Source organism: Mycobacterium cookii (genome assembly GCF_010727945.1).
Classification (GTDB): Bacteria; Actinomycetota; Actinomycetes; order Mycobacteriales; family Mycobacteriaceae; genus Mycobacterium; species Mycobacterium cookii.
Map to the genome: position 1 here is coordinate 560,554 of NZ_AP022569.1, position 22,558 is coordinate 583,111.

Here is a 22,558-nt window from a genome sequence, read left to right on the forward strand (position 1 = left end):
TCCGGCGCCATCGTGGCTCGTCAAGGTCGCTGGCAGCAGGGTGTGCGGTGACGGCGACGAGCATCATTTAGCCTGGATGTCTGGTGGCAGACCAGCGTCGGACTGTCACAGCTGGACCTGCCACATACTGGGATGGGGAGTCGCCGGTGTCAGTCGATGTGTCCGCCGAACCTGCCGATCTTGCGCAGGGTCGCGCCCGCTGGCGCACGGCGGTGGCCGGGGTGCTGGCCAAGAGCACACGGCGCGGCGCCGACGAATTGGGTCCCGAACCCGAGGAGATGCTGGAAACCCCGACCTACGAGGGCTTCGCGATCCGGGCGCTCTACACCGCACTCGACGAGTTGCCCGAGCCACCGCTGCCCGGTGAATGGCCGTATCTGCGTGGTGGCGACGCGCTGCGCGACGTCAAGTCCGGATGGAAGGTCGCCGAGGCGATCCCGGCCGGCAAGGTAGCCGGAGTCGCGGCCGAGGAGGTCAACGCCGCGGTTCTGGCCGGGCTCGCCGAAGGAGTCAGCGCGCTGCTGATCCGGGTGGGGGAGTCGGGCGTGGCGCCGGCGCAGTTGGCGAAGGTGCTCGAGGGCGTCTATCTGAGCATGGCCCCGGTCGTCATCGACGCCGGCGCCGATTACCGCGCGGCGTTCGACGTCCTGCGCGAGTTGGTGGCCGAGGTCGAACCCGACCAGCGGGCACTCTTGTCGATCGACCTGGGCGCTGACCCGCTGACCGCGGCCCTCAGCGACCGTCCCACCCCGTCCGTCGACGAGGTCGTCGCCGTCGCCAAGCAGGTGGCCGGCGAGCGCGGTGTGCGGGCTATCACCGTAGACGGCCCCGCCTTCCACAATCTGGGCGCCAATGCGACGTGGGAGCTGGCAGGCAGCATCGGTGCCGCGGTGTCCTACCTGCGGGTGCTCACTGAATCCGGCCTGCCGGCCGGCGACGCCTTGCGCCAGATCAGCTTCCGGTTGGCCGCCGACGACGACCAGTTCCTGACCATCGCCAAGATGCGTGCGCTGCGCCAACTCTGGGCGCGGGTCGCGGAGGTGGTCGGCGAGCCCGACGGCGGTGCGGCTGTCCTGCACGCCGAGACCTCACTGCCGATGATGACCCAGCGCGATCCGTGGGTGAACATGCTGCGCACCACGCTGGCCGCGTTCGGCGCAGGCGTAGGCGGTGCCGACACCGTGCTGGTGTACCCGTTCGATGTGGCGATACCCGGTGGATTCCCGGGCATGGCAACCAGTTTCGCGCGCCGGATGGCACGTAACGTGCAGCTTCTGCTGCTCGAGGAATCACACGTAGGCCGTGTCCTGGATCCTGCGGGCGGGGCCTGGTTCGTCGAAGACCTCACCGGGCGACTGGCGCAGCAGGCGTGGGAGCGATTCCAGGCCATCGAACAACGCGGCGGGTTTATCGAAGCCCGGGACTACATCGCCGAACAGATCGGCGAGATCGCCGCCCTGCGAAGCGACGACGTCGCGCATCGCCGGACCGCCATCACCGGTGTCAGCGAATATCCCAATCTAGGCGAACCGGCCCTGCCGCAAAACGATTCACTGCACTCGCCACTGGCGGCGGGCAAATTGCTGCGCTATGCAGCGGAGTTCGAACAGTTGAGGGACCGGTCCGACAGCTACCTCGAGCGCACCGGCGCACGGCCGCAGGTGCTGCTGTTGCCGTTGGGGCCGCTGGCCGAACACAACATTCGCACCACCTTCGCGGCAAACCTGTTGGCATCGGGCGGCATTGAAGCGGTCAACCCGGGAACTGTCGACGCGGGCGCAGTCCAGAAGGCGGTCGCCGATGCGGGATCACCGACGGTCGCGGTGATCTGCGGCACCGACAACCGCTACGGCAGCGAGGCGGCCGCGGTCGTCGAGGCGGCACGTCGCGCGGGTGTCAGCCAGGTCTGCCTGGCAGGTCCGCAGAAGGCAGTGGCGGATGCCGAACACCAGCCCGACGAGTTCCTTACTGCGAAGATCAATGCGGTGCAGGCACTGTCGAGCCTGCTGAGCCGGTTGGGGGCATAGACGATGACGACCACGACGCCCGTTGTCGGCAACTTCTCCGATGTCCCGCTGCACAGCGACCGCGACGTGCCGACGCCGACGGAGGGCGCAGTCGAGGAGCACGTGGCGGCGGCGGCTGCCGCGCACTGGTATTCGCCCGACCAGTTGGTTTGGCACACACCGGAAGACATCGACGTCAAACCGGTGTACATCGCCGCCGACCGCGCCGCCGTCGAGGCCGAAGGCTACCCGCTGAACACCTTCCCGGGCGAGCCGCCTTTCGTGCGTGGCCCCTACCCGACGATGTACGTCAATCAGCCCTGGACGATCCGCCAATACGCGGGGTTCTCCACCGCCGCGGAGTCCAATGCGTTCTACCGCCGCAACCTGGCCGCCGGGCAGAAGGGCCTGTCGGTGGCGTTCGACCTCGCCACCCACCGCGGCTACGACTCAGACCATCCGCGCGTCCAGGGTGACGTCGGAATGGCCGGCGTGGCAATTGATTCCATCTTGGACATGCGGCAGCTGTTCGACGGCATCGATTTGTCGACAGTGTCGGTCTCGATGACGATGAACGGCGCCGTGCTGCCGATCCTCGCGCTCTACGTCGTGGCGGCCGAGGAGCAGGGGGTGCCGCCGGAGAAGCTGGCCGGGACCATCCAGAACGACATCCTCAAAGAGTTCATGGTGCGCAACACCTACATCTATCCGCCCAAGCCGTCGATGCGCATCATCTCCGATATCTTCGCCTACACCAGCGCGAAAATGCCGAAGTTCAACTCGATCTCGATCTCGGGCTACCACATCCAAGAGGCCGGGGCGACAGCGGATCTGGAGCTGGCCTACACGCTCGCCGACGGTGTCGACTACATCAAGGCCGGTCTGGCCGCCGAGTTGGACATCGACAAGTTCGCACCACGGTTGTCGTTCTTCTGGGGCATCGGCATGAACTTCTTCATGGAAGTGGCCAAGCTGCGAGCTGGTCGGCTGCTGTGGAGTGAGCTGGTCGCGCAGTTCGACCCGAAGAGCGCCAAATCGCTGTCACTGCGCACACATTCGCAGACCTCGGGCTGGTCGCTGACCGCCCAGGACGCCTTCAACAATGTCGCGCGCACCTGCATCGAGGCGATGGCCGCAACCCAGGGTCACACCCAGTCGCTGCACACCAACGCCCTCGACGAGGCGCTGGCGCTGCCCACCGACTTCTCGGCTCGCATCGCCCGCAACACGCAGTTGCTGCTCCAGCAGGAGTCGGGCACCACCAGGCCGATCGACCCCTGGGCGGGCTCGTATTACGTGGAATGGCTGACCTATCAGCTCGCGCAGCGGGCGCGTGCCCACATCGCCGAGGTCGCCGAGCACGGTGGCATGGCGCAGGCGATCAGCGACGGAATTCCGAAGCTGCGCATCGAAGAAGCCGCCGCGCGCACGCAGGCCCGTATCGACTCGGGCATCCAACCGGTGATCGGGATCAACAAGTATCAGGTCGAAGAAGATCAAGAGGTCGAGGTCCTCAAGGTCGAGAACAGCCGGGTGCGCGCCGAACAGCTGGCCAAACTCAAGCAGCTGCGGGCGGATCGGGATCAGGCCGTGTGCGACGCCGCTTTGGCCGAGCTCTCCCGGGCGGCCGCGGCCGAGGGCAGAGCGGGCGACGACGGGCTGGGCAACAACCTGCTGGCGCTGGCCATCGACGCGGCACGGGCCAAAGCCACCGTCGGTGAAATCTCCGATGCGCTGGAGAAGGTGTACGGCCGCCACCAGGCGGAGATCCGTACCATCGCGGGGGTCTACCGCGACGAAGCTGGAAAGGCCGAGAACTTGGCTGAAGCCACCGATCTCGTCGAGAAGTTCGCCGAGGCCGAGGGCCGGCGTCCGCGGATCCTGGTCGCCAAGATGGGCCAGGACGGCCACGACCGCGGACAGAAGGTGATCGCAACGGCGTTCGCCGACATCGGATTCGACGTCGACGTCGGCTCGCTGTTCTCCACCCCGGACGAGGTGGCCCGTCAGGCCGCCGACAACGACGTGCACGTCGTCGGGGTCTCGTCACTGGCGGCAGGCCACCTGACGCTGGTGCCGGCACTGCGGGATGCGCTGGCCGAGGTGGGTCGGCCCGACATCATGATCGTCGTCGGCGGGGTCATCCCGCCGGGTGACTTCGACGAGCTGTACGCCGCCGGGGCGACCGCGATCTTCCCGCCCGGCACGGTGATCGCCGACGCCGCCATCGATCTGCTGAAGAAACTGGCCGAACGCCTCGGGCACACCCTCTAGCCAGATGGCAACCGAAAACGGCGACGGCACAGACGAACTCGCCGCAGCGGTGCGTGGTGGTGACCGCGCTGCGCTGCCCCGGGCGATCACGCTGGTCGAGTCCACCCGCGCCGACCACCGCGACCGGGCGCAGCAGTTGCTGTTGGCGCTGATGCCGGCCGCGGGCAGCGCTCTGCACGTCGGCATCACCGGGGTGCCCGGCGTCGGCAAGTCCACGGCCATCGAGGCGCTCGGCATGTACTTGATCGAGCGTGGCCATCGGGTCGCGGTGCTCGCCGTCGATCCGTCTTCCACCCGCACCGGCGGATCGATTCTCGGCGACAAGACCCGGATGCCGCGGCTGGCAGTGCATCCGGACGCCTACGTCCGCCCGTCGCCGACATCGGGCACGCTCGGTGGCGTGGCCAAAGCCACCCGCGAAACCATCGTGCTGTTGGAGGCCGCCGGTTTCGACGTGATCCTGGTCGAGACGGTCGGCGTCGGACAGTCCGAGGTCGCGGTGGCCAACATGGTCGACACCTTCGTCCTCCTGACGTTGGCGCGCACCGGCGATCAGCTGCAGGGCATCAAGAAAGGCGTGCTGGAGCTGGCCGACATCGTCGTCGTGAACAAGGCCGACGGCGACCACCTGCAGGAGGCGCGTAAGGCCGCCCGCGAGCTGTCCGGGGCGATCCGCCTCATTCATCCGCGCGAAACCCTCTGGCGTCCACCGGTTCTGACCATGAGCGCGTTGGAAGGCTCCGGCCTGAGTGAGCTCTGGGAGACCATCGAACGGCATCGCGATGTATTGACCGAGTCGGGAGACTTCGAGGCACGCCGGCGAGCCCAGCAAGTCGACTGGACCTGGCAGATGGTCCGGGACACGGTGCTGGACCGGGTGCTGTCCAACCCGGCGGTGCGCAAAGGTCGCGCTGACGTCGAGCGGCAGGTTCTTACTGGGGAATTAACCCCCGCTCTGGCGGCTCAGCAAATACTGAGGCTCGCCTCAATAACGGATGGGTAAATTTGCAGTCCTTTCCAATCTATGAAGGTAGATTCGATTCCATGACCCTCGAAGTTGCGGGCAATCGCCGGTCGGTGCTGCCGCGCGGTGTTCACGGCGCAGCCGATCCACACTTTGCTTGCGCAATACGCAGTTTCGCCAGCATGTTCCCGGGCCGCCGGTTTGGCGGCGGGGCGTTGGCCATCTACCTTCACGGCGAACCTGTGGTGGACGTCTGGACCGGGTGGGCGGATCGGCGTGGCCGGGTGCCCTGGTCGGCGGACACCGGCTCAATGGTGTTCTCCGCGACAAAGGGCGTGGCGTCCACCGTGATCCATCGTCTGGCGGACCGCGGTCTGATCGACTACGAGGCTCCGGTCTCCGAGTACTGGCGCGAGTTCGGCGCGAACGGGAAATCCAAGATCACCGTGCACCAGGTGATGCGGCATCAAGCCGGTCTCTCGGCGTTGCGCGGTGCCAGCAAGGAAGACTTGCTGAACCACGAACTGATGGAGGAGAGGCTCGCGGCGGCACGCCCGGGCTATTCGTTCGGCCGGTCCGCGTATCACGCCCTGACCTATGGTTGGCTGCTCTCCGGGCTGGCGCGGGCCGTCACCGGTCAGGGCATGCGCGAGTTGATCCGCCGGGAGGTCGCAGAACCCCTGGGTACCGACGGCCTGCACCTGGGCCGACCGCCCGCCAGCTCACCGACGCGGGCTGCGCAGATCATCATGCCGCAGAGCGCTTTTCAGAATCCGGTGTTCAACGCGGTCGCACCGAGGATCGCCGCGCTGCGAATGTCCGCAGGATTTGCGTCGATGTACTTTCCGGGTGTCAAAGCTGTTGCGCAAGGCGATATTCCGTTGCTCGATGCCGAGATTCCGGCGGCCAACGGTGTGGCCACGGCGCGCGGGCTGGCCCGGATGTACGGCGCCATCGCCAACGGCGGGCAGATCGACGGCAGGCAGTTCCTGTCCCGCGAGATCGTAGCGGGGCTCAGCGGCCGGCGAAGCCTGCGTCCGGACGGGAACTTGGTAATCCCGCTGGCGTTTCACCTCGGCTATCACCGGTTGCCACTCGACGCGATACCGGGTTTCGGTCACGTCGGCCTGGGCGGCTCGCTCGGGTGGGCCGACCCGGACAGCGGTCTGGCGTTCGGGTTCGTGCACAACCGCTTGCTGTCGCCCTTCGTCGTCCTCGACCACGCCGGGTTCGTCGCGACGAGCGCCTTATCGCGGCTGGGTGCGGCAGAAGCTCGTAAACACGGGTTCGAGCGGGTGCCCGACTTCGGCTCACCGTTCTGCGAGCCGGGAGCCGTTGCCGGTTAACGGGTTTGAGTGAGTCAGTGTGACGCCGAGCGATGAAGGTCGGGTGCCCCGGCTACCGGTTGCCGAGGCCAAAGCCGCCGCTGACGAAGCGGGTGTGCCGGACTACATGGCCGAGCTGGCCATCTTCCAGGTGCTGTTGAATCACCCCAAACTGGCGTCCGGTCTCAACGACCTGCTCGCGCGAATGCTGTGGCAGGGCAAGTTGGACACCCGCCTACGCGAACTGGCGATCATGCGGATCGCGTGGTTGACCGCGTGCGAGTACGAATGGTCCCAGCATTGGCGTGTCGCGCAGGGGCTTCGAGTGAGCGCCGACGATCTGGCCGGTGTTCGGGATTGGCAGTCCTATCCAGCCTTCGGGTCGGCGGAACGGGCCGTGCTTGCCGCGACTGATGATGTGGTGCGGAACGGCTCGGTGAGCGCGGAGAGCTGGGCGGCTTGCAAGCAGGAATTCGGCGACGACCACGCTACGCTCGTCGAGTTGGTCACCGCGATCAGCGCGTGGCGGATGGTCTCATCGATCCTGCTGAGTCTTGAAGTTCCGCTGGAGGATGACGTGGTGAGCTGGCCGCCGGACGGTCAACCGCCGACTCGAGAGACGACTCAACGTGTCGGATTGACACGATAATGACCAACTCATAGCGTTCGGGCAATGCGAACACGGGTTGCCGAGATGCTCGGCGTCGAGTTCCCGATCTGCGCATTCAGTCACTGCCGGGATGTGGTGGCGGCGGTGACCAATGCCGGCGGGTTGGGCGTCCTGGGCGCCGTCGCGCACACCCCGCAGCGGCTGGAGACCGAGCTGACATGGATCGAGGAGCAGACCGGCGGCAAACCGTACGGTGTCGATCTGTTGTTGCCCCCCAAATACGTTGGCGCCGACAGCGGCGGCATCGACGGCAAACAAGCCCGCGAGCTGCTCCCCGAGAAGCATCGGCGGTTCGTCGACGACCTGCTCACCCGTTACGGCATCCCGGTGTCCAGCGACGAGGAGCAGCAACCGGTTGCCGACCTCAACATCTCGCCCAAGGGCTACGAGCCGTTGCTCGATGTCGTGTTCTCCCATCGCATCCGGCTGATCGCCAGTGCACTGGGCTCGCCACCGGCCGAACTGGTCACCCGCGCCCACGCCGGCGACGTCCTGGTGGCCGCGCTGGCCGGAACCACACATCACGCACGGCAGCACGCGGCGGCCGGTGTGGACCTGATCGTCGCGCAAGGCACCGAAGCCGGCGGGCACACCGGCCAGGTCGCGACCATGGTCCTGGTTCCCGAGGTCGTCGACGCGATGGCCCCGGTACCGGTGTTGGCCGCGGGTGGAATTGCCCGCGGCCGCCAGATCGCGGCGGCGCTGGCGCTGGGTGCCGAAGGCGTGTGGTGCGGATCGGTCTGGCTGACCACGGAGGAGGCCGAGACGCTGCCGGTGGTGAAGGACAAATTCCTGGCCGCCGGTTCGTCGGACACCGTGCGGTCACGATCGTTGACCGGAAAGCCGGCGCGGATGCTGCGGACCGCCTGGACCGACGAGTGGGAGCGACCCGACAGTCCGGACCCGCTGGGCATGCCGCTGCAGAGCGCGCTGATCGGTGACCCGCAGCGGCGGATCAATCGCGCGGCCGCCCACGCCGACGCCAATGCCCGCGACCTGGCCACCTACTTCGTCGGCCAGGTGGTGGGATCGATGAACAAGGTGCAGCCGACCGCTTCGGTGGTGCTGGAGATGGTCTCCGAGTTCATCGACACGATCGGCCGTCTCGACGATTTAGTCGAACGGTGACCCACGATCCGCGCCCGCCCGGCCGGCCTGTCGTCAGCGACCAGCAGCAGCCGGGGCGGCGCGACGACATCATGTCTGCGGCCAAGAAAGTGTTTGCGCGCAACGGTTTTCACGGTACGACAATTGCCGACGTGGCGAGTGAAGCGGGGCTGCCCTTCGGGTCGGTCTACCAGTATTTCGACTCGAAGGACGCCCTGTTCCGAGCGTTGATCGCCGGCGAAGGGTACGCGCTGCGAACCCGCATCGCGATCGCCCTGGGCGAAAGCGGGCAGCAGTTCGGTTACTCGGAGGCACCGTTTCGGGCCACGCTGCGCGCGACGTTCGAATTCTTCGACTCCGACAGGGCGAGCACGAAATTGCTCTTCCGAGACGCTTTCACCCAAGACCCGAGCTTCAACACGCAGCTCGGCGGTATCTACGAGCGGTGGATCGATGACATCGAGAGCCTCATCGTGGCGGCGCAGCAGCGCGGAGACGTGGTGGCCGTCCCGCCCAGGTTGGTGGCCTACACCGTGTCGGCCCTCATCGGAGACATCGCGCATCGGCGGCTGACCACCGACGACGGCATCACGGCGGCAGAAGCCGCCGACTTCGTCGTCGCGTTGGTGATGAAGGGATTGCGCCCCGACAAGACCGCGCCGCCCGGGTAACGGACCCATAACGGCTGGTCAGGGTTGCGTAAATTTCTCAGCGCGGCGAATTGACCTGGGCCGGATGTTCATGCATCATCGTCAGGGTAAGCACCTCGTTAGGTGAGGCGTCTACACGGATACAGGCCACTGACCCCGAACGTCGAGAGACGCCCAGGGTCAGGACAGCTCCTCCCGGCTTAAGGGTTGAGCCCAAGTGGCTTCCGGCCTTGCATTTTTTGTCCAGGGCCGGATACGGCGTGTAGTGCCGAAACTCTGACGAGTGGGGTGCGGTTTCCCGACATGGTTCGGGTTCTGTATTCCTGCTTGCGTGCCAGTCGTGCGGTGAACCGCACATGTCGCGACCGCGAGGAGGTGAGGGACATGAGTTCCAGTGATAGTCCGGTTCGATATCCGGATTCCGTTTCGTCCCGATCCGGCCTGCGGCGCGTCGCTGTCAGCTGAGTCTCATCAGCGCGTCTCCTGCCGGGCGGACATCGAATCCCGTTGTGCCCGTTTGGTTTTCTGCTTTAGGAGGCGATCATGACCGCTATTCTGCACGACGTATCACTAGCGGCGACGCCCGCACCCCGGCTCCGAGTGGTGGCCGACCCCATGCCGTCGGCCCTGCCGGCGCCCAAGGCCTCGAAGCGGCATGACGTCCACATGGCCGGCGCCGACCCGTTGGTCGCAGGAGCCGCTCGGCTGCTGTGTGTTCCGCTGCGCCAGCTCTACGCCGCGCTGTGGCGCGCAGGCGTTCTCGAAGTTGGCGCCTGAAGGCGATCGAGCTCCCGGCGCTCCGGCGCCGGGGGCGTTTCGTCAGCTCTGCGATGAGATGAGCGCCGACAGTCCCTTCTGATACGCCGCGAGGCTGTGCCGCCAGCCGACCTGGATCTGCCCGCCGCTGTCCACGTTGATCTGCGCGCCCACGTGCTGGTAAGGCGTGGGCGGTAGGTAGGGCACCAGGTCGAGGAAATTCACCACCCGAAAACAGCTTTCGATCGCGGCGTTGAAGCTCGCAACAAAGTCGCTCAGCCCGACCCGGGGTCCGGCGAACGAAACCAATCGTGGCTCGATCGTGTTCGGCGGCATGTTCCGTGCGACATCCGGAGCCGCGAGTACGGCCAGCGCGGCCCCCAGGCTGTGGCCGGTGATCAGGATCTGATCGCAGCCGGCCGTGGCAGCGGCCAAGTTCGCCGCGATGTTGGCCCGAACCAGCTGATAGACGTCCTGGAATCCGGAGTGCACCTGCCCGAATCCGCTGATCGGGCCGTAGGCGTCGGGGATCGCGTCGATGTTCGCAACCCACTCTTCGAGGTCGGCGGTACCGCGAAAGGACACGAACGCGATGCGATCGGTCGGGTTGTGGCCGATGAGCCCGAAGATGTTGGTGTCGGCGGTCATCGCCCTCACCGCGGGATGTGGGTTGGCCATCGCCGCGAGGACCACTTCGTTCGCTTTGATCAGCGCGGTCTGGCTGTAGCCGGGCGGCAGGGTGGCAGGGGTGCCGTCCATCACGGTGTACGCGGCCTGCGCCAGCGGGAGCACCACGTCGCGAGCAAACGTCGGGTCGAATGCCACAGTCGCAGTCTAGAAAAGCTGCGCCGACTTGGCATACGATCCGGCCAGACCCGGAGCGAAGGGAGCGCATGATGGCGACCGATCTGACGCTCTACCTCGACGACGAGCCCGGCGAATTGGCTCTCGTCGGCGATGCGCTCGGTAAGGCCGGGGTCAATATCGCGGGTCTGTGCGCTGTGACCAGTGGGGGAGGTCAGGCGGAAGTGCACATCCTGGTCCACGACGCCACTTCCGCGTTCGAGGCGTTACAAAGTGCCGGAATCAAAGTCGCCGAGGAGCAAGAGGTCATCGTGCTCGACGTCAAGGACCAGCCGGGCGCGCTCGGCGAAATCGTCCACAAGCTCGGGGCCGCCAAGATCAATCTGGAAACCGCCTACCTGGCCACCAACACCCGTTTGGTGCTCCGCGCCGACGACCTCGCCGAAGCCAAGGCGGCCCTGGCCTGAGATACTTTTGACGGCTTGACGATAGTCGAGTCAGTGGTACGCCGACGTCTAGACCCGAACCCGGCTGCCGCGCAGTCGAACTCAGGAGACCTCACGCCGATGCCCGGACCGCACGCCCTGGACCGCGCGCTCGAACTCGAGGTCGTGGACGCTGATGTCGTACGGGGCCGGACGCGACCCGAGTGGGCCAACATGGTCGGGCCATTCGGCGGCATCACCGCGGCCGTCCTGCTGCGGGCGATCGAGTCGCACCCGGACCGCCTCGGTGAACCGGTCGCGCTGACAGTCAATTTCGCCGCACCCATCGTCGACGGGGAGTTCGAGATCTCACGTCGCGCACCGCGCACCAACCGCACCAACCAACATTGGATCGCCGAACTCAGCCAGGATGGCGACGTCAAGACGACCGCCACGGCGGTCTTCGGGATCCGCCGCGACACCTGGTCGGACACCCAGGCGACCTCGCCGGAAGCGCCTCCTCCCGAGCAGGTCGCGCGCAGCGATCACGAGAACCTGCCCACCTGGGTTCGGCTGTACGACATGCGTTTTGCCGAAGGCTCGTTCTCCGGTGGCCATGTCGACGTCGGGCCTTCGTCGACGACCACACTCTGGGTGCGTGACGCCGCCGGGCGTCCGGTCGACTTCCCGGCGATTGCCGCGGTGTCCGACATATTCTTTCCGCGAGTGTTCCTGCGTCGCGGCATGGTGCCGTCCGGCACCATTTCGCTGACCACGTATTTTCACGTCGGTCAGCCACACCTCGATGCACTCGGGGCCGACTACATCCTGGGTACCGCCCACGCCAACCGCTTCGATCGCGGCTTTTTCGACCAGAGCGCGCAGTTGTGGAGCCGGGACGGTGCGCTGGTGGCGACGACCTATCAGATCGTCTACTTCAAGGGCTAGCTATGGCAGGGGCGGAGCGGAACTGGGTGGTGGGCACTACTCCGGCGACCAGTACAATCGGTCAATCGGCGTCGATCCGGCCATCACCGGGGAGCCTTCGGAAGAACAGCCGGCACCCGGCCCAGTAGAACCGAACGGGTGGGCCCGTCACAGCCTGCAACGAGCGGCCACAGACGTGGCAAGCGGGGTGGTACCGCGGCGCTTGCGCACCAGCGCACCGTCGTCCCCGTGCCCTGACAGCGGCACATGGAGACGACGAGCAGTGACCGAGAACACCTATCCGAAGCCGGCCGGCGGCGCCCCCGACCTGCCGGCGCTGGAACTCGAGGTCCTCGACTACTGGGCTGCCGACGACACCTTTCGGGCCAGCGTCGCGGGTCGTGCTGAGGCCCCGGAATACGTCTTCTACGACGGGCCACCCTTCGCCAACGGCCTGCCGCACTACGGCCACCTGCTCACCGGCTACGTCAAGGACATCGTGCCGCGGTATCGCACCATGCGCGGCTACAAGGTCGAGCGCCGATTCGGTTGGGACACCCACGGCCTGCCCGCCGAACTGGAAGTCGAACGGCAACTCGGCATCACCGACAAATCCCAGATCGACGCGATGGGCATCGCCGCGTTCAACGACGCCTGCCGCGAATCGGTCTTGCGCTACACCGACGAGTGGCGGGCCTATGTGACCCGCCAGGCACGGTGGGTCGACTTCGACAACGACTACAAGACGCTCGATCTGCCCTACATGGAGTCGGTCATCTGGGCGTTCAAACAGTTGTGGGACAAGGGATTGGCCTACGAGGGCTACCGTGTGCTGCCGTACTGCTGGCGTGACGAAACCCCGCTGTCCAACCACGAGCTGCGGATGGACGACGACGTCTACCAGAGTCGGCAGGATCCGGCCCTCACCGTCGGATTCGCCGTCACCGAAGGCGATTTGGCGGGTGCGCACCTGTTGGTGTGGACCACAACGCCGTGGACGCTGCCGTCGAACCAGGCCGTCGCCGTCAACCCCGACGTCAACTATGTCCAGGTGCGGGCCGGCGAGCATCGCGTCGTGCTGGCCGAGCCTCGGCTGGCCGCCTACGCGCGGGAGTTCAACGACGAACCCGAGGTACTGGGCACCTACCGCGGCAGCGACCTGGTCGGTATCCGCTATCGGCCACCGTTCCCATACTTCATGGACTCGCTCAACGCTTTTCAGGTCCTCGCCGCTGACTTCGTCACGACCGACGACGGCACCGGGATCGTGCATCTGGCACCGGCCTACGGCGAGGACGACAAGGCGACCGCCGACGAGGTGGGCATCGTCCCGGTGACGCCCGTCGACGCGAGGGGCCGCTTCGACGCCACCGTGCCGGACTACCAGGGTCAGCAAGTCTTCGACGCCAACCCGCAGATCATCCGGGACCTGAAGAACCGCACCGGCCCGGCGGCGGCCAACGGTGCGGTGCTGATCCGCCAGGAGACCTACGACCACCCCTACCCGCACTGCTGGCGGTGCCGCAATCCGCTGATCTACCGGGCGGTGTCGTCGTGGTTCATCAAAGTCAGCGATTTCCGGGATCGCATGGTCGAGCTCAACCAGCAGATCACCTGGTACCCCGAACACGTCAAAGACGGTCAGTTCGGCAAGTGGCTGCAGGGTGCGCGGGACTGGTCGATCTCGCGAAACCGCTACTGGGGCACCCCGATTCCGGTGTGGGTGTCCGACGATCCCGCCTACCCGCGGATCGACGTCTACGGCAGCCTGGATGAGTTGGAGCGCGACTTCGGAACGCGGCCGGACAATCTGCACCGTCCCTACATCGACGAGCTCACCCGGCCCAACCCCGACGACCCGACCGGACAATCGACGATGCGGCGCATCCCGGATGTGTTCGACGTGTGGTTCGACTCGGGCTCGATGCCCTACGCCCAGGTGCATTACCCGTTCGAGAACCGCGACTGGTTCGACACCCATTACCCCGGCGACTTCATCGTGGAGTACATCGGCCAGACCCGCGGCTGGTTCTACACGCTGCACGTGCTGGCCACCGCACTGTTCGACCGGCCGGCGTTCAAAACCTGTGTGGCACATGGCATCGTGCTGGGCAGCGACGGTCAGAAGATGAGCAAGTCGCTGCGAAACTATCCCGACGTCAGCGAGGTATTCGACCGCGACGGCTCCGACGCGATGCGTTGGTTCCTGATGGCCTCGCCCATCCTGCGCGGCGGCAACCTGATCGTCACCGAGCAGGGGATCCGGGATGGCGTGCGGCAGGTGCTGCTGCCGTTCTGGAACGCCTACAGCTTTCTGGCCCTCTATGCGCCCAAAGTCGGCACGTGGCGCGCCGATTCGCGCCACGTCCTGGATCGCTACATCCTGGCCAAGCTGGCGGTGCTGCGTGACGACCTGACCGCGCAGTTGGACGCCTGCGACATCTCCGGGGCGTGCGAGCAGCTACGGCAGTTCACCGAAGCCTTGACGAATTGGTATGTGCGACGGTCCCGTTCGCGCTTCTGGGAGGAAGAGGCGGACGCGATCGACACGCTGCACACCGTGCTCGAGGTGACCGCGAGGCTTGCCGCGCCGCTGCTTCCGATCACCACCGAGATCATCTGGCGCGGAATCACCGCCGAGCGCTCGGTGCACCTGTCCGACTGGCCGGCGGCCGGTCTGCTGCCCGCCGACGCCGAACTGGTCGCCGCGATGGACCAGGTTCGCGAGGTGTGTTCGGTGGCGTCGTCGCTGCGCAAGGCGAAGAAGCTGCGGGTACGGCTGCCACTACCGAAGCTGACTGTGGCGGTGGACAATCCGGGCGCACTGGAGCCGTTCACCGATCTCATCGCCGACGAGCTGAACGTCAAAGCCGTCGAACTCACCGACGACATCGACCGCTACGGCCGCTTCGAGTTGACCGTCAACGCCCGAGTCGCCGGCCCGCGGCTCGGCAAAGACGTGCAGGCCGCGATCAAGGCGGTCAAATCCGGGGCGGGCGTCGTCAATCCGGACGGGACGTTGACCGCGGGCCCGGCGGTGCTGCAACCCGAGGAGTACAGCTCACGGCTGGTCGCTGCCGACCCCGAATACACCGCGCCGTTGCCCGACGGGGCCGGGCTGGTGGTGCTGGACGCCACGGTGACACCCGAACTCGAGGCCGAAGGCTGGGCCAAGGACCGCATCCGCGAATTGCAAGAGCTGCGCAAGACGGCCGGGCTCGAGGTTTCCGACCGGATCAGCGTGGTGATGTTGGTGCCCGCCGCGCGGGCCGACTGGGCGGCCACCCATCGTGAGCTGATCGCCGGCGAAATCCTGGCCACCAGTTTCGTGTTCGGCGAGCCGGAGCAGGGCGCCGCCGAGATCGGCGACGGCGTACGGGTCGCGATCGTCAAGGCCTGACGGTTGCTTCGTTCAGCGGACCGACTGCAGGGCCCGGCGTGCGTGCGGCCAGAACGGCAGGCCGGCAACGATCGTGCCCCCGACCGCGATGAGGCCGACGGCGGCGTCGACGCTCTTGCGGCCGTCGTTCGCCCAGTAGACGTCCTTCAGATCGAGCAGCAAGGCAAGCTCATCGACGATCATCGCGTTAGCCGAGCCGAAGGCGATCGCGGCCGCGGGGTGCCGTCGTTGCCGTTCTGTGCCGCGCAACCCCATCGCGCCCACGCCCGCCAGCAGAGCGATACCCAGGTTGTAATGATGAAAGTGCCTGCCGCCCACACTCATACCGCCGCCCGACGGTCCGTGCCCGGCTCGAATCCAGTGCGTGAGCGCGCGTAGACCGGCGAATGTGACGGTGAACGCCGCCCAGGCCAGCACGGTGGCCTGCTCACCCGGTTCGAGCCGCGCACGCCATTCGTCGCGCACCCGCGCCCACCATTGCTGTGCGCGTCGACCCTGATGCTCCGGCGACGCCGGAGTCCTCATCGCCATGGCCTGCAGACGTTAGCGCAATAGCATCGTGTGGTGGATTCGCGTTGGGTGCTGCACCTCGACATGGACGCGTTCTTCGCGTCGGTCGAGCAGCTCACCCGGCCCACATTGCGTGGACGCCCGGTGCTGGTCGGTGGGCTGGGCGGGCGCGGCGTCGTTGCCGGCGCGAGCTATGAGTCACGGGTGTTCGGCGCGCGGTCAGCCATGCCGATGCACCAGGCCCGCCGGTTGATCGGGGTGACAGCGGTGGTCTTGCCGCCGCGCGGCGTGGTCTACGGGGTCGCCAGCCGCCGCGTGTTCGACACCGTGCGGGCCATGGTTCCCGTCGTCGAACAGCTGTCGTTCGACGAAGCATTCGGCGAGCCACCGGAACTGGTTGGTGCGTCGGCAACCGACGTCGAGCAGTTCTGCGCCGAGCTGCGCCGGCGGGTGCTCGACGAGACCGGCCTGGTCGCGTCGGTCGGCGCCGGTTCCGGCAAGCAGATCGCGAAGATCGGTTCCGGCTTGGCCAAACCCGATGGCATTCAGGTGATTCGGCGTGACGACGAGAAGCGGCTGCTCGACGGGCTCGCGGTGCGCAAGCTGTGGGGAATCGGGCCGGTCGCCGAGGAGAAGCTGCACCGGCTGGGCATCGACACGATCGGGCAGCTGGCCGCGCTGAGCGAAGCCGAAGTGGCCAACATCCTGGGCGCCACCATCGGGCCGGCTCTGCACCGGTTGGCCCGCGGGATCGATGACCGCCCGGTGGCCGAACGCGCGGAGGCCAAGCAGATCAGCGCCGAGTCCACCTTCGCCGCCGACCTGACCACGCTCGAGGAGCTCCGCGAGGCGATCGCGCCGATCGCCGAGCATGCTCATCAGCGGTTGTGCCGCGACGGCCGCGGCGCCCGGACCGTCACGGTCAAGCTGAAGAAGTCGGACATGAGCACGCTCACCCGCTCGGCGACGTTGCCCTATGCGACCACCGACGCTGCCGCGCTGGCGGCGCTGGCCCGCCGGCTGCTGCTCGACCCGCATCAGATCGGACCGATTCGTCTTCTCGGCGTTGGCTTTTCGGGCCTGAGCGGCGTGCGTCAGGAATCGCTGTTCCCCGACCTGGAGCTGGCGATGTCGGATGCGGATCTGGGCACGGACACGGCGCACCCGGGCCCGGACGCCGCGGTGCCGCGGGCGCTGGACGCGGAGGACTGGCGAGTTGGCGACGACGTCATTCACCGCGATCTCGGGCACGGCTGGGTGCAGGGCGCCGGGCACGGCGTGCTCACCGTTCGGTTCGAAACCCGGGGGTCGGGCCCCGGCCCGGCGCGGACGTTTCCGTCCGGCACCGACGACATCACCAGAGCCAACCCGGTCGACAGCCTCGACTGGCCCGAGTACGTCGCCGGCATCGCCGAGACGACCTCAGAACAGGCGGGCGACGACGTCGCGCAGCGGTAGGCCCGCGGCCTGCGCCGCCATCAGCAGCACCCTGGCCTGACTGGGCGGCAGCCCGGACACCATTACCGCGCCCGCGTCGACCAGGTCGCGGCCCGGGCCGTATCCGGGGCTGACCCGGCCACCCACGACGCGGGTCGACACCGCCACGTCGACACCTGCCCGACAGTGCCGCCGCACGCCGTCGATCATCGCGGCGCCGGCATTTCCCGAGCCCAGCGCTGCCAACACGATGCCGTGGGCGCCCGCGGCCACGCATGCGTCCATGGCGACCGCGTCGCCGCCCGGGTATGCCGCGACGATGTCCACCCGTGGGGCCCCGGCCGCCGACAGCTCGCCCAGATAGGGCCGGGCCTTGTCCTGCGCGAACGTCACCGCGGTGTCCACGCTGCCCAGCAGTCGACTCTCGAAAGCGTGGCCGGTCGCCACCTTGTGCAGCCCCCACGGCTGCAGGATCCGGCCCGCGAACGACACCAACACGCCGAGGTTACGGGCGGCGGGGTCCGACGCCACCGTCACCGCGTCGCGCAGATTCGCCGGGCCGTCGGCGTCGGGGTCGTCGGCGCTGCGCATCGCGCCGGTCATGACCAGGGGAATATCACCGGCATAGGTGAGGTCCAGCCACAGCGCGGTCTCCTCGAGGGTGTCGGTGCCGTGCAGCACGACCACACCTTGCGCGCCACCGTCGGCGGCGGCGCGGGCCGCGGTGCCGATCACATCCCAGTCCGCCGGCGTCAACTCCGAGCTGTCCTTGGCCATCACATCGACGACGTCGACGTCCAGACCCGCAGCCAACTGGGCGCCACCTCGGGTCGGTCGCGCCACCCCGTCGGCTTGTGCGCTGCTTGCGATCGTCCCGCCAGTGGCGATGACGGTGACGCGGCTCATGAGGGAAATCATCGCGCATCGGCGGGCGCTGCCGCTGCTTGCTGCACCTCTAGTGGATGATGGACGGGTGACGGACCAACCCACGGGACCGGCCGAGCCGGTGACCGAGGCCGATACGGCCGAGGACGCGCAGGCTCCTGCGCCGAGGCGGCGGCAGCCGCTGTTGCTGTCCGTGGCCGCGGTGGTGCTGGCGCTGGACATCGTCACCAAGGTGCTCGCGGTCAGGCTGCTGACGCCGGGGCAGCCGGTGCCGATCATCGGTGACACCATCACGTGGACGCTGGTCCGCAACTCCGGGGCCGCGTTCTCGATGGCGACCGGCTACACCTGGATGCTGACGGTGATCGCCAGCGCGGTCGTCGTCGGGATTTTCTGGATGGGACGGCGGCTGGTCTCGCCGTGGTGGGCCGTCGGCCTCGGCATGATCCTCGGCGGCGCGATGGGAAACCTGGTCGACCGGTTCTTCCGCTCGCCCGGCCCACTGCGCGGACACGTCGTGGACTTCTTGTCGATCGGATGGTGGCCGGTGTTCAACGTCGCCGACCCGTCGGTGGTTGGCGGAGCGATCCTGCTGGTCACGCTCTCAGCGCTCGGCTACGACTTCGACACCGTCGGCCGGCGCCGCCCTGGCGACGATGGGTCCGGCGACGACGCCGAGCGAAGCGATGCCGCCGATGACGAAGCGGAGGAGCGGCGCCGGTGGAGCGCCGGCGAAGCGACCGACGCCGCCGACGCCTCAGACGGCGACACGGCCGACCGAAGCCTGTGACCGATCGCTCGATGCCGGTGCCGGAGGGCCTCGCCGGAATGCGGGTCGACGCCGGCTTGGCGCGGCTGCTGGGGCTGTCCCGCACGGCCGCCGCGGCGCTGGCCGAGGACGGCGGGGTCGAACTGGACGGAGTGCAAGCCGGCAAGTCCGATCGACTGACCCCGGGGGCCTGGCTGCAGGTGAGGTTGCCCGAGCCGCCGGCACCGGTGGAAAACACGCCCGTCGACATCGAGGGCATGACGATTCTGTACTCCGACGACGACATCGTCGCGGTCGACAAGCCGGCCGGGGTCGCGGCGCACGCGTCGGTGGGCTGGACCGGGCCGACGGTGCTCGGCGGGCTGGCCGCCGCGGGCTACCGGATCACCACGTCCGGGGTGCACGAGCGGCAGGGGATCGTCCACCGCCTGGATGTGGGCACGTCCGGGGTGATGGTGGTCGCGATCTCCGAACGCGCCTACACCCTGCTCAAGCGAGCCTTCAAGCAACGGACGGTCGACAAGCGTTATCACGCTCTGGTGCAAGGACATCCGGACCCCTCCAGCGGCACCATCGACGCCCCGATCGGCCGCCACCGGGGCCACGACTGGAAGTTCGCCGTCACCTCCGACGGCCGGCACAGCCGCACCCACTACGACACGATCGAGGCATTCGTCGCCGCCAGCCTGCTCGACGTACATCTGGAAACCGGACGCACCCACCAGATTCGGGTACACTTTGCCGCCCTGCATCATCCGTGCTGCGGCGACCTCACCTATGGCGCCAATCCCAAGCTCGCGAAAAAGCTTGGGCTGGAACGCCAATGGCTGCATGCCCGCTCGCTGTCCTTCACCCACCCCGGCGACGGGCGGCAGATGGAGATCGTCAGCCCCTACCCGCAGGATCTGCAGCACGCACTCGACGTGCTGCGGGCCGAAGGCTGAGCTCAGCTGCGAACCCGGCGCGGAAAGCTCTTGGCCTCGTCGACCCATTCGCGCTCGATACGACCGATCTCCAGGGACAGCATCGCCACCGTCGCGTTGTCGCAATGGACTTCATGCGCCGTGCGGAATTCGGCGGCCGCTCCGGCGGCGGGCAAGTGCGGCCGCAGACCCTCGAACCATTCGTCGCCGACGACATTGGGCGCATCGGCGTCGCGGGGACCGTCGGCCCATCGGCGATAGCTATCGCGGGCGTTGGCCAGACCCGCTCGCCAGCGTTGTACCGAATCGTGTCGCTGCGAGTGCAGTTGGGAGATCATCTGGTGCTTCTGCTCGGAGCTTGCCGCCAGCCGCGGCAACCAGGTGTCGCCCACCAACCTCACCACTCCCAAGATGCCCGCGGTCGACGCACCCGCGACCACACCCATCAGGCCCATGCCCGCCATGCTCATACGCAGATCGTCGCATTCCTGCGCATCACCGGCTACGGCTTGCGGGCTTCGACCAGCAAGCGGGTCGCGTGCGCGACGAAGGGACCGTCGGATTCGATGCGCTCGTGTAGTCGGCGAAGCGGCTCGCGGTAACGGTCGACGCTGAAGTCCGGCACCGTCCAGACCACCTTGCGCAGGAAGTAGATCACCGCACCGACGTCGAAGAACTCTGCCCGCTGCCGCTCCAGGCGCATGTCAACGACCTGCAGGCCGGCCGCCTGGGCTCCCGCGCGCTGAGCATCCGGATGCAGCTCGGCCCATTTCTGCGGCTGCGGTCCGATGAAGTATTCGACCAGCTCGGCCATCGTCGCCGGCCCGATCTGCTGCGCGAAATAGCTGCCGCCAGGCCGCAGCACCCGGGCAATCTCGTTCCACCGCACGGTGATTGGATGCCGACTGGTCACCAGGTCGAACGCCTCGTCGGCGAACGGCAGCCGTGGTTCGTCACGAGCCGCCACCACCACGACGCCGCGCGGGTGCAGCAGCTTGGTGGCCAACGCCGCATTCGGCGGCCAGGTTTCCAGCGCGACCATCGTCGGCGGGAAGATCCGCGCACCGGCCAGCACCTCGCCGCCGCCGGTGTCGAGGTCCAGCGCCGCCGACGCCGTCGCCAACCGTGCGCTCATCTGCCGCTGGTAGCCCCAGGACGGGCGTTCCTCGCTGGCCCGGCCGTCGAGCCAGGAGAAGTCCCAGCCGTCGATCGGCACAGCAGAGGCTTCGGAAACCAGATCGTCGAATGCCCGGGTCATGAGGACATTGGTATCAGGGTGCGAGCCGGATATGTCCTGGGGGCGAGGGCTGATCCGGCGTCGGGCTGGCCGGGGCGTTTCCGCCGCCTGCCCCGCCGCCTGCCCCGCCGCCGGGCGCAGCGGGTGCGGGTGCGTTTCCGCCGCCTGCCCCACCTCCGGGCGCGGCCGGCGCGGGAGGTGCGGCCTCTGGCGGGGGTTCTTGCGGCGCCTCGGCCGGCGGCGGTGGCTCCTCAGGTGGCGGCGGTGCCTTTTGCGGCACCGGCGGCGCGTGCCGCGGTGGCGGCGGGGGTTGTTGGGGCGCCGGCTGGATCTCCTGCGGCACCGGCGGTGGTGGTTGCGCGGGAATCGGGACCGGCTTGGTCGGAGCGATGTCTCCAGCCGGAAGGGGACCGACGAGCGAAGTCAGCACGATGCGCCGGGACGTCACCGGCGGTTCGCCGGCACGGTACGCCGCGATGCCCGCGATCTTGCCTTTGTCGTACGGGCAGTAGGCCTCCACCGACGCGTTGATGAACAGGTCGATGGTCCGGGTGATCCGGTCTTGCGGTTGCAGGCGGGTGAGTGGGTTCTCGTTGAAGCCGTTGTTCCTGATCAACTCGACAAGATCGCCGACCGGCATGCCGTCATCGAGTTTCGAGCATGCCTTCTTGGCCGATGTGACGAGGCTGTTCTCGTTGTCGACCGGGGGTATGTCCTTCTGGCCGAGCAGGTCGAAGAATCTCTGGTCCTGGCTTGGGTCCGCGGTCGCGGTGACGCCGGTCAGCGCTGATCCGACGCTGAGTGCGACGGCGGCCACCGCGGCGGGGAGGTGACGAATGATTCCGGAAACCATTGCCGGGTGTCCGTTCTGCTGAAGCCATCGAACCTGTGGCTTCCAATTTAGGCCGCGGGTGGCAATTGCGCAGATCCCCGGTTCCGCTGTGGGGTTCGCCGAGCGTGGTCGACGCGAGAACCCAGGCCGCTAATTCGCAGCCGACACACGCTCGGCGAAGTTATTGGGTCAGACGACCGCCTTGATGTCGTCCGATGCGATGTCACCGGCCAGCGGCGCGACGGCGCGAAGTATCTCGGTGATCGTGTCCGGGTGCAGCCCGGCCGCACACAGCGAGTCGGCCAGGTGCGCGGCGACCATCGCGAAGTGATGCATGGTGATCCCGCGGCCTTCATGGGCCTGCCGCATCGACAGCCCGCTGTAGCTCACCGAGCCGCCGAGAAGGGAGCTGAGAAACTCGACCTGCTTGGCTTTCACCCGCTTCATGTCGGCGCCGGCGTAGAAGCCGGCCAGCAGATCATCGTCGAGCACCCGGCAGTAGAAGTCCTCGACGACAACCTCGAGGGCGTCGCGACCGCCGATCGTGTCGTACAGCGTGGCGGTGCCGGGCTTGCGAAAACGGGCGAGTATTCCCATGCGTACAGCGCACCACCTGCCGGTTGCCCGGTAGTTAGAAGGCCGTCACCGGGCGATTAC

At 67.5% G+C, this 22,558-nt stretch carries 21 protein-coding genes and 1 riboswitch; of the genes, 14 read left to right on the plus strand and 7 right to left on the minus strand.

What is annotated here, in order from left to right; translation table 11 throughout:
• Positions 1-146 precede the first annotated feature (146 nt).
• From mutA to G6N27_RS02790, 8 genes are all read left to right on the plus strand, one after another.
• On the plus strand, positions 147-2,027 hold the full coding sequence (gene mutA / locus G6N27_RS02755) for a methylmalonyl-CoA mutase small subunit (RefSeq protein ID WP_163774972.1): 1,881 nt from the start codon (positions 147-149) through the stop codon (positions 2,025-2,027).
• A gap of 3 nt (positions 2,028-2,030) precedes the next feature.
• Complete coding sequence (gene scpA / locus G6N27_RS02760; protein ID WP_163774973.1) at positions 2,031-4,280, plus strand: methylmalonyl-CoA mutase; 2,250 nt, start codon at positions 2,031-2,033, stop codon at positions 4,278-4,280.
• 4 nt (positions 4,281-4,284) lie between these two features.
• Complete coding sequence (meaB, locus tag G6N27_RS02765; protein ID WP_163774974.1) at positions 4,285-5,283, plus strand: methylmalonyl Co-A mutase-associated GTPase MeaB; 999 nt, start codon at positions 4,285-4,287, stop codon at positions 5,281-5,283.
• 41 nt (positions 5,284-5,324) lie between these two features.
• Positions 5,325-6,590: an esterase/beta-lactamase LipL gene (gene lipL, locus G6N27_RS02770; RefSeq protein WP_163774975.1), complete on the plus strand. Its 1,266-nt coding sequence runs from the start codon at positions 5,325-5,327 to the stop codon at positions 6,588-6,590.
• Positions 6,591-6,609: 19 nt separating this feature from the next.
• Positions 6,610-7,218 (plus strand): carboxymuconolactone decarboxylase family protein, encoded by a 609-nt coding sequence (locus G6N27_RS02775; protein ID WP_232064843.1) that lies wholly within the window; start codon positions 6,610-6,612, stop codon positions 7,216-7,218.
• Between the two features lie 24 nt (positions 7,219-7,242).
• Positions 7,243-8,367 (plus strand): nitronate monooxygenase, encoded by a 1,125-nt coding sequence (locus tag G6N27_RS02780; RefSeq protein ID WP_163774976.1) that lies wholly within the window; start codon positions 7,243-7,245, stop codon positions 8,365-8,367.
• On the plus strand, positions 8,364-9,017 hold the full coding sequence (locus G6N27_RS02785; protein WP_232064844.1) for a TetR/AcrR family transcriptional regulator: 654 nt from the start codon (positions 8,364-8,366) through the stop codon (positions 9,015-9,017). Before G6N27_RS02780 ends, G6N27_RS02785 begins: the two co-directional genes overlap by 4 nt.
• 87 nt (positions 9,018-9,104) lie before the next feature.
• Positions 9,105-9,291, plus strand: a riboswitch (M-box (ykoK) riboswitch).
• Positions 9,292-9,539: 248 nt separating this feature from the next.
• Positions 9,540-9,773, plus strand: a complete 234-nt coding sequence (locus G6N27_RS02790) for an Rv1535 family protein (RefSeq protein WP_163774977.1) — start codon at positions 9,540-9,542, stop codon at positions 9,771-9,773.
• 42 nt (positions 9,774-9,815) lie between these two features.
• Here the strand turns inward: G6N27_RS02790 and G6N27_RS02795 are convergent, their stop codons facing one another.
• Positions 9,816-10,577 carry a lipase family protein gene (locus G6N27_RS02795; RefSeq protein ID WP_163774978.1) on the minus strand — a complete coding sequence of 254 codons (762 nt, stop codon included), beginning with the start codon at positions 10,575-10,577 and terminating at the stop codon, positions 9,816-9,818.
• Positions 10,578-10,648: 71 nt separating this feature from the next.
• On the opposite strand from G6N27_RS02795, the gene G6N27_RS02800 reads away from it, so the two are divergent.
• The 3 genes from G6N27_RS02800 (at position 10,649) to ileS (ending at position 15,308) form a co-directional block, all read left to right on the plus strand.
• The gene (locus tag G6N27_RS02800; RefSeq protein ID WP_163774979.1) at positions 10,649-11,023 is read left to right on the plus strand and encodes an amino acid-binding protein; all 375 of its coding nucleotides are present in this window, start codon (positions 10,649-10,651) and stop codon (positions 11,021-11,023) included.
• A gap of 99 nt (positions 11,024-11,122) precedes the next feature.
• Positions 11,123-11,929 (plus strand): acyl-CoA thioesterase, encoded by an 807-nt coding sequence (locus G6N27_RS02805; protein WP_163774980.1) that lies wholly within the window; start codon positions 11,123-11,125, stop codon positions 11,927-11,929.
• Between the two features lie 262 nt (positions 11,930-12,191).
• On the plus strand, positions 12,192-15,308 hold the full coding sequence (gene ileS, locus G6N27_RS02810) for an isoleucine--tRNA ligase (RefSeq protein WP_163774981.1): 3,117 nt from the start codon (positions 12,192-12,194) through the stop codon (positions 15,306-15,308).
• 12 nt (positions 15,309-15,320) lie between these two features.
• Here the strand turns inward: ileS and G6N27_RS02815 are convergent, their stop codons facing one another.
• On the minus strand, positions 15,321-15,833 hold the full coding sequence (locus G6N27_RS02815; RefSeq protein ID WP_163781241.1) for a hypothetical protein: 513 nt from the start codon (positions 15,831-15,833) through the stop codon (positions 15,321-15,323).
• Between the two features lie 39 nt (positions 15,834-15,872).
• On the opposite strand from G6N27_RS02815, the gene G6N27_RS02820 reads away from it, so the two are divergent.
• A complete protein-coding gene (locus tag G6N27_RS02820; RefSeq protein ID WP_443677586.1) occupies positions 15,873-17,276 on the plus strand; it encodes a DNA polymerase IV in 1,404 nt (467 codons plus the stop codon).
• Here G6N27_RS02820 and G6N27_RS02825 read toward each other — a convergent pair.
• Entirely contained in the window at positions 17,241-18,161 is a 921-nt protein-coding gene (locus G6N27_RS02825) for an asparaginase (RefSeq protein ID WP_163774982.1), read from the minus strand. The genes G6N27_RS02820 and G6N27_RS02825 overlap by 36 nt on opposite strands.
• A 67-nt stretch (positions 18,162-18,228) precedes the next feature.
• On the opposite strand from G6N27_RS02825, the gene lspA reads away from it, so the two are divergent.
• Together lspA and G6N27_RS02835 are read left to right on the plus strand one after the other, a co-directional pair.
• Complete coding sequence (gene lspA / locus G6N27_RS02830) at positions 18,229-18,930, plus strand: signal peptidase II (RefSeq protein ID WP_163774983.1); 702 nt, start codon at positions 18,229-18,231, stop codon at positions 18,928-18,930.
• Complete coding sequence (locus tag G6N27_RS02835; RefSeq protein WP_163774984.1) at positions 18,927-19,853, plus strand: RluA family pseudouridine synthase; 927 nt, start codon at positions 18,927-18,929, stop codon at positions 19,851-19,853. The genes lspA and G6N27_RS02835 overlap by 4 nt, the downstream gene beginning before the upstream one ends.
• Positions 19,854-19,855: 2 nt before the next feature.
• On the opposite strand, the gene G6N27_RS02840 is transcribed toward G6N27_RS02835, so the two are convergent.
• From G6N27_RS02840 to G6N27_RS02855, 4 genes are all read right to left on the minus strand, one after another.
• Positions 19,856-20,302, minus strand: a complete 447-nt coding sequence (locus G6N27_RS02840) for a hypothetical protein (RefSeq protein ID WP_232064846.1) — start codon at positions 20,300-20,302, stop codon at positions 19,856-19,858.
• Between the two features lie 32 nt (positions 20,303-20,334).
• A complete protein-coding gene (locus G6N27_RS02845) occupies positions 20,335-21,090 on the minus strand; it encodes a class I SAM-dependent methyltransferase (protein ID WP_163774985.1) in 756 nt (251 codons plus the stop codon).
• A gap of 13 nt (positions 21,091-21,103) precedes the next feature.
• Complete coding sequence (locus tag G6N27_RS02850) at positions 21,104-21,922, minus strand: DUF732 domain-containing protein (protein ID WP_163774986.1); 819 nt, start codon at positions 21,920-21,922, stop codon at positions 21,104-21,106.
• Positions 21,923-22,090: 168 nt separating this feature from the next.
• Entirely contained in the window at positions 22,091-22,498 is a 408-nt protein-coding gene (locus G6N27_RS02855) for a group I truncated hemoglobin (protein WP_163774987.1), read from the minus strand.
• Positions 22,499-22,558: the final 60 nt, after the last annotated feature.

Coding starts and splice junctions, on each gene's coding strand:
- meaB (WP_163774974.1), top strand. CDS start 4,285: ATGGCAACCGAAAACGGCGACGGCACAGACGAACTCGCCGCAGCGGTG.
- G6N27_RS02840 (WP_232064846.1), bottom strand. CDS start 20,302: ATGAGCATGGCGGGCATGGGCCTGATGGGTGTGGTCGCGGGTGCGTCG.
- G6N27_RS02790 (WP_163774977.1), top strand. CDS start 9,540: ATGACCGCTATTCTGCACGACGTATCACTAGCGGCGACGCCCGCACCC.
- scpA (WP_163774973.1), top strand. CDS start 2,031: ATGACGACCACGACGCCCGTTGTCGGCAACTTCTCCGATGTCCCGCTG.
- G6N27_RS02805 (WP_163774980.1), top strand. CDS start 11,123: ATGCCCGGACCGCACGCCCTGGACCGCGCGCTCGAACTCGAGGTCGTG.
- G6N27_RS02780 (WP_163774976.1), top strand. CDS start 7,243: ATGCGAACACGGGTTGCCGAGATGCTCGGCGTCGAGTTCCCGATCTGC.
- G6N27_RS02850 (WP_163774986.1), bottom strand. CDS start 21,922: ATGGTTTCCGGAATCATTCGTCACCTCCCCGCCGCGGTGGCCGCCGTC.
- G6N27_RS02825 (WP_163774982.1), bottom strand. CDS start 18,161: ATGAGCCGCGTCACCGTCATCGCCACTGGCGGGACGATCGCAAGCAGC.
- lipL (WP_163774975.1), top strand. CDS start 5,325: ATGACCCTCGAAGTTGCGGGCAATCGCCGGTCGGTGCTGCCGCGCGGT.
- G6N27_RS02815 (WP_163781241.1), bottom strand. CDS start 15,833: ATGAGGACTCCGGCGTCGCCGGAGCATCAGGGTCGACGCGCACAGCAA.
- G6N27_RS02800 (WP_163774979.1), top strand. CDS start 10,649: ATGGCGACCGATCTGACGCTCTACCTCGACGACGAGCCCGGCGAATTG.
- G6N27_RS02845 (WP_163774985.1), bottom strand. CDS start 21,090: ATGACCCGGGCATTCGACGATCTGGTTTCCGAAGCCTCTGCTGTGCCG.
- G6N27_RS02855 (WP_163774987.1), bottom strand. CDS start 22,498: ATGGGAATACTCGCCCGTTTTCGCAAGCCCGGCACCGCCACGCTGTAC.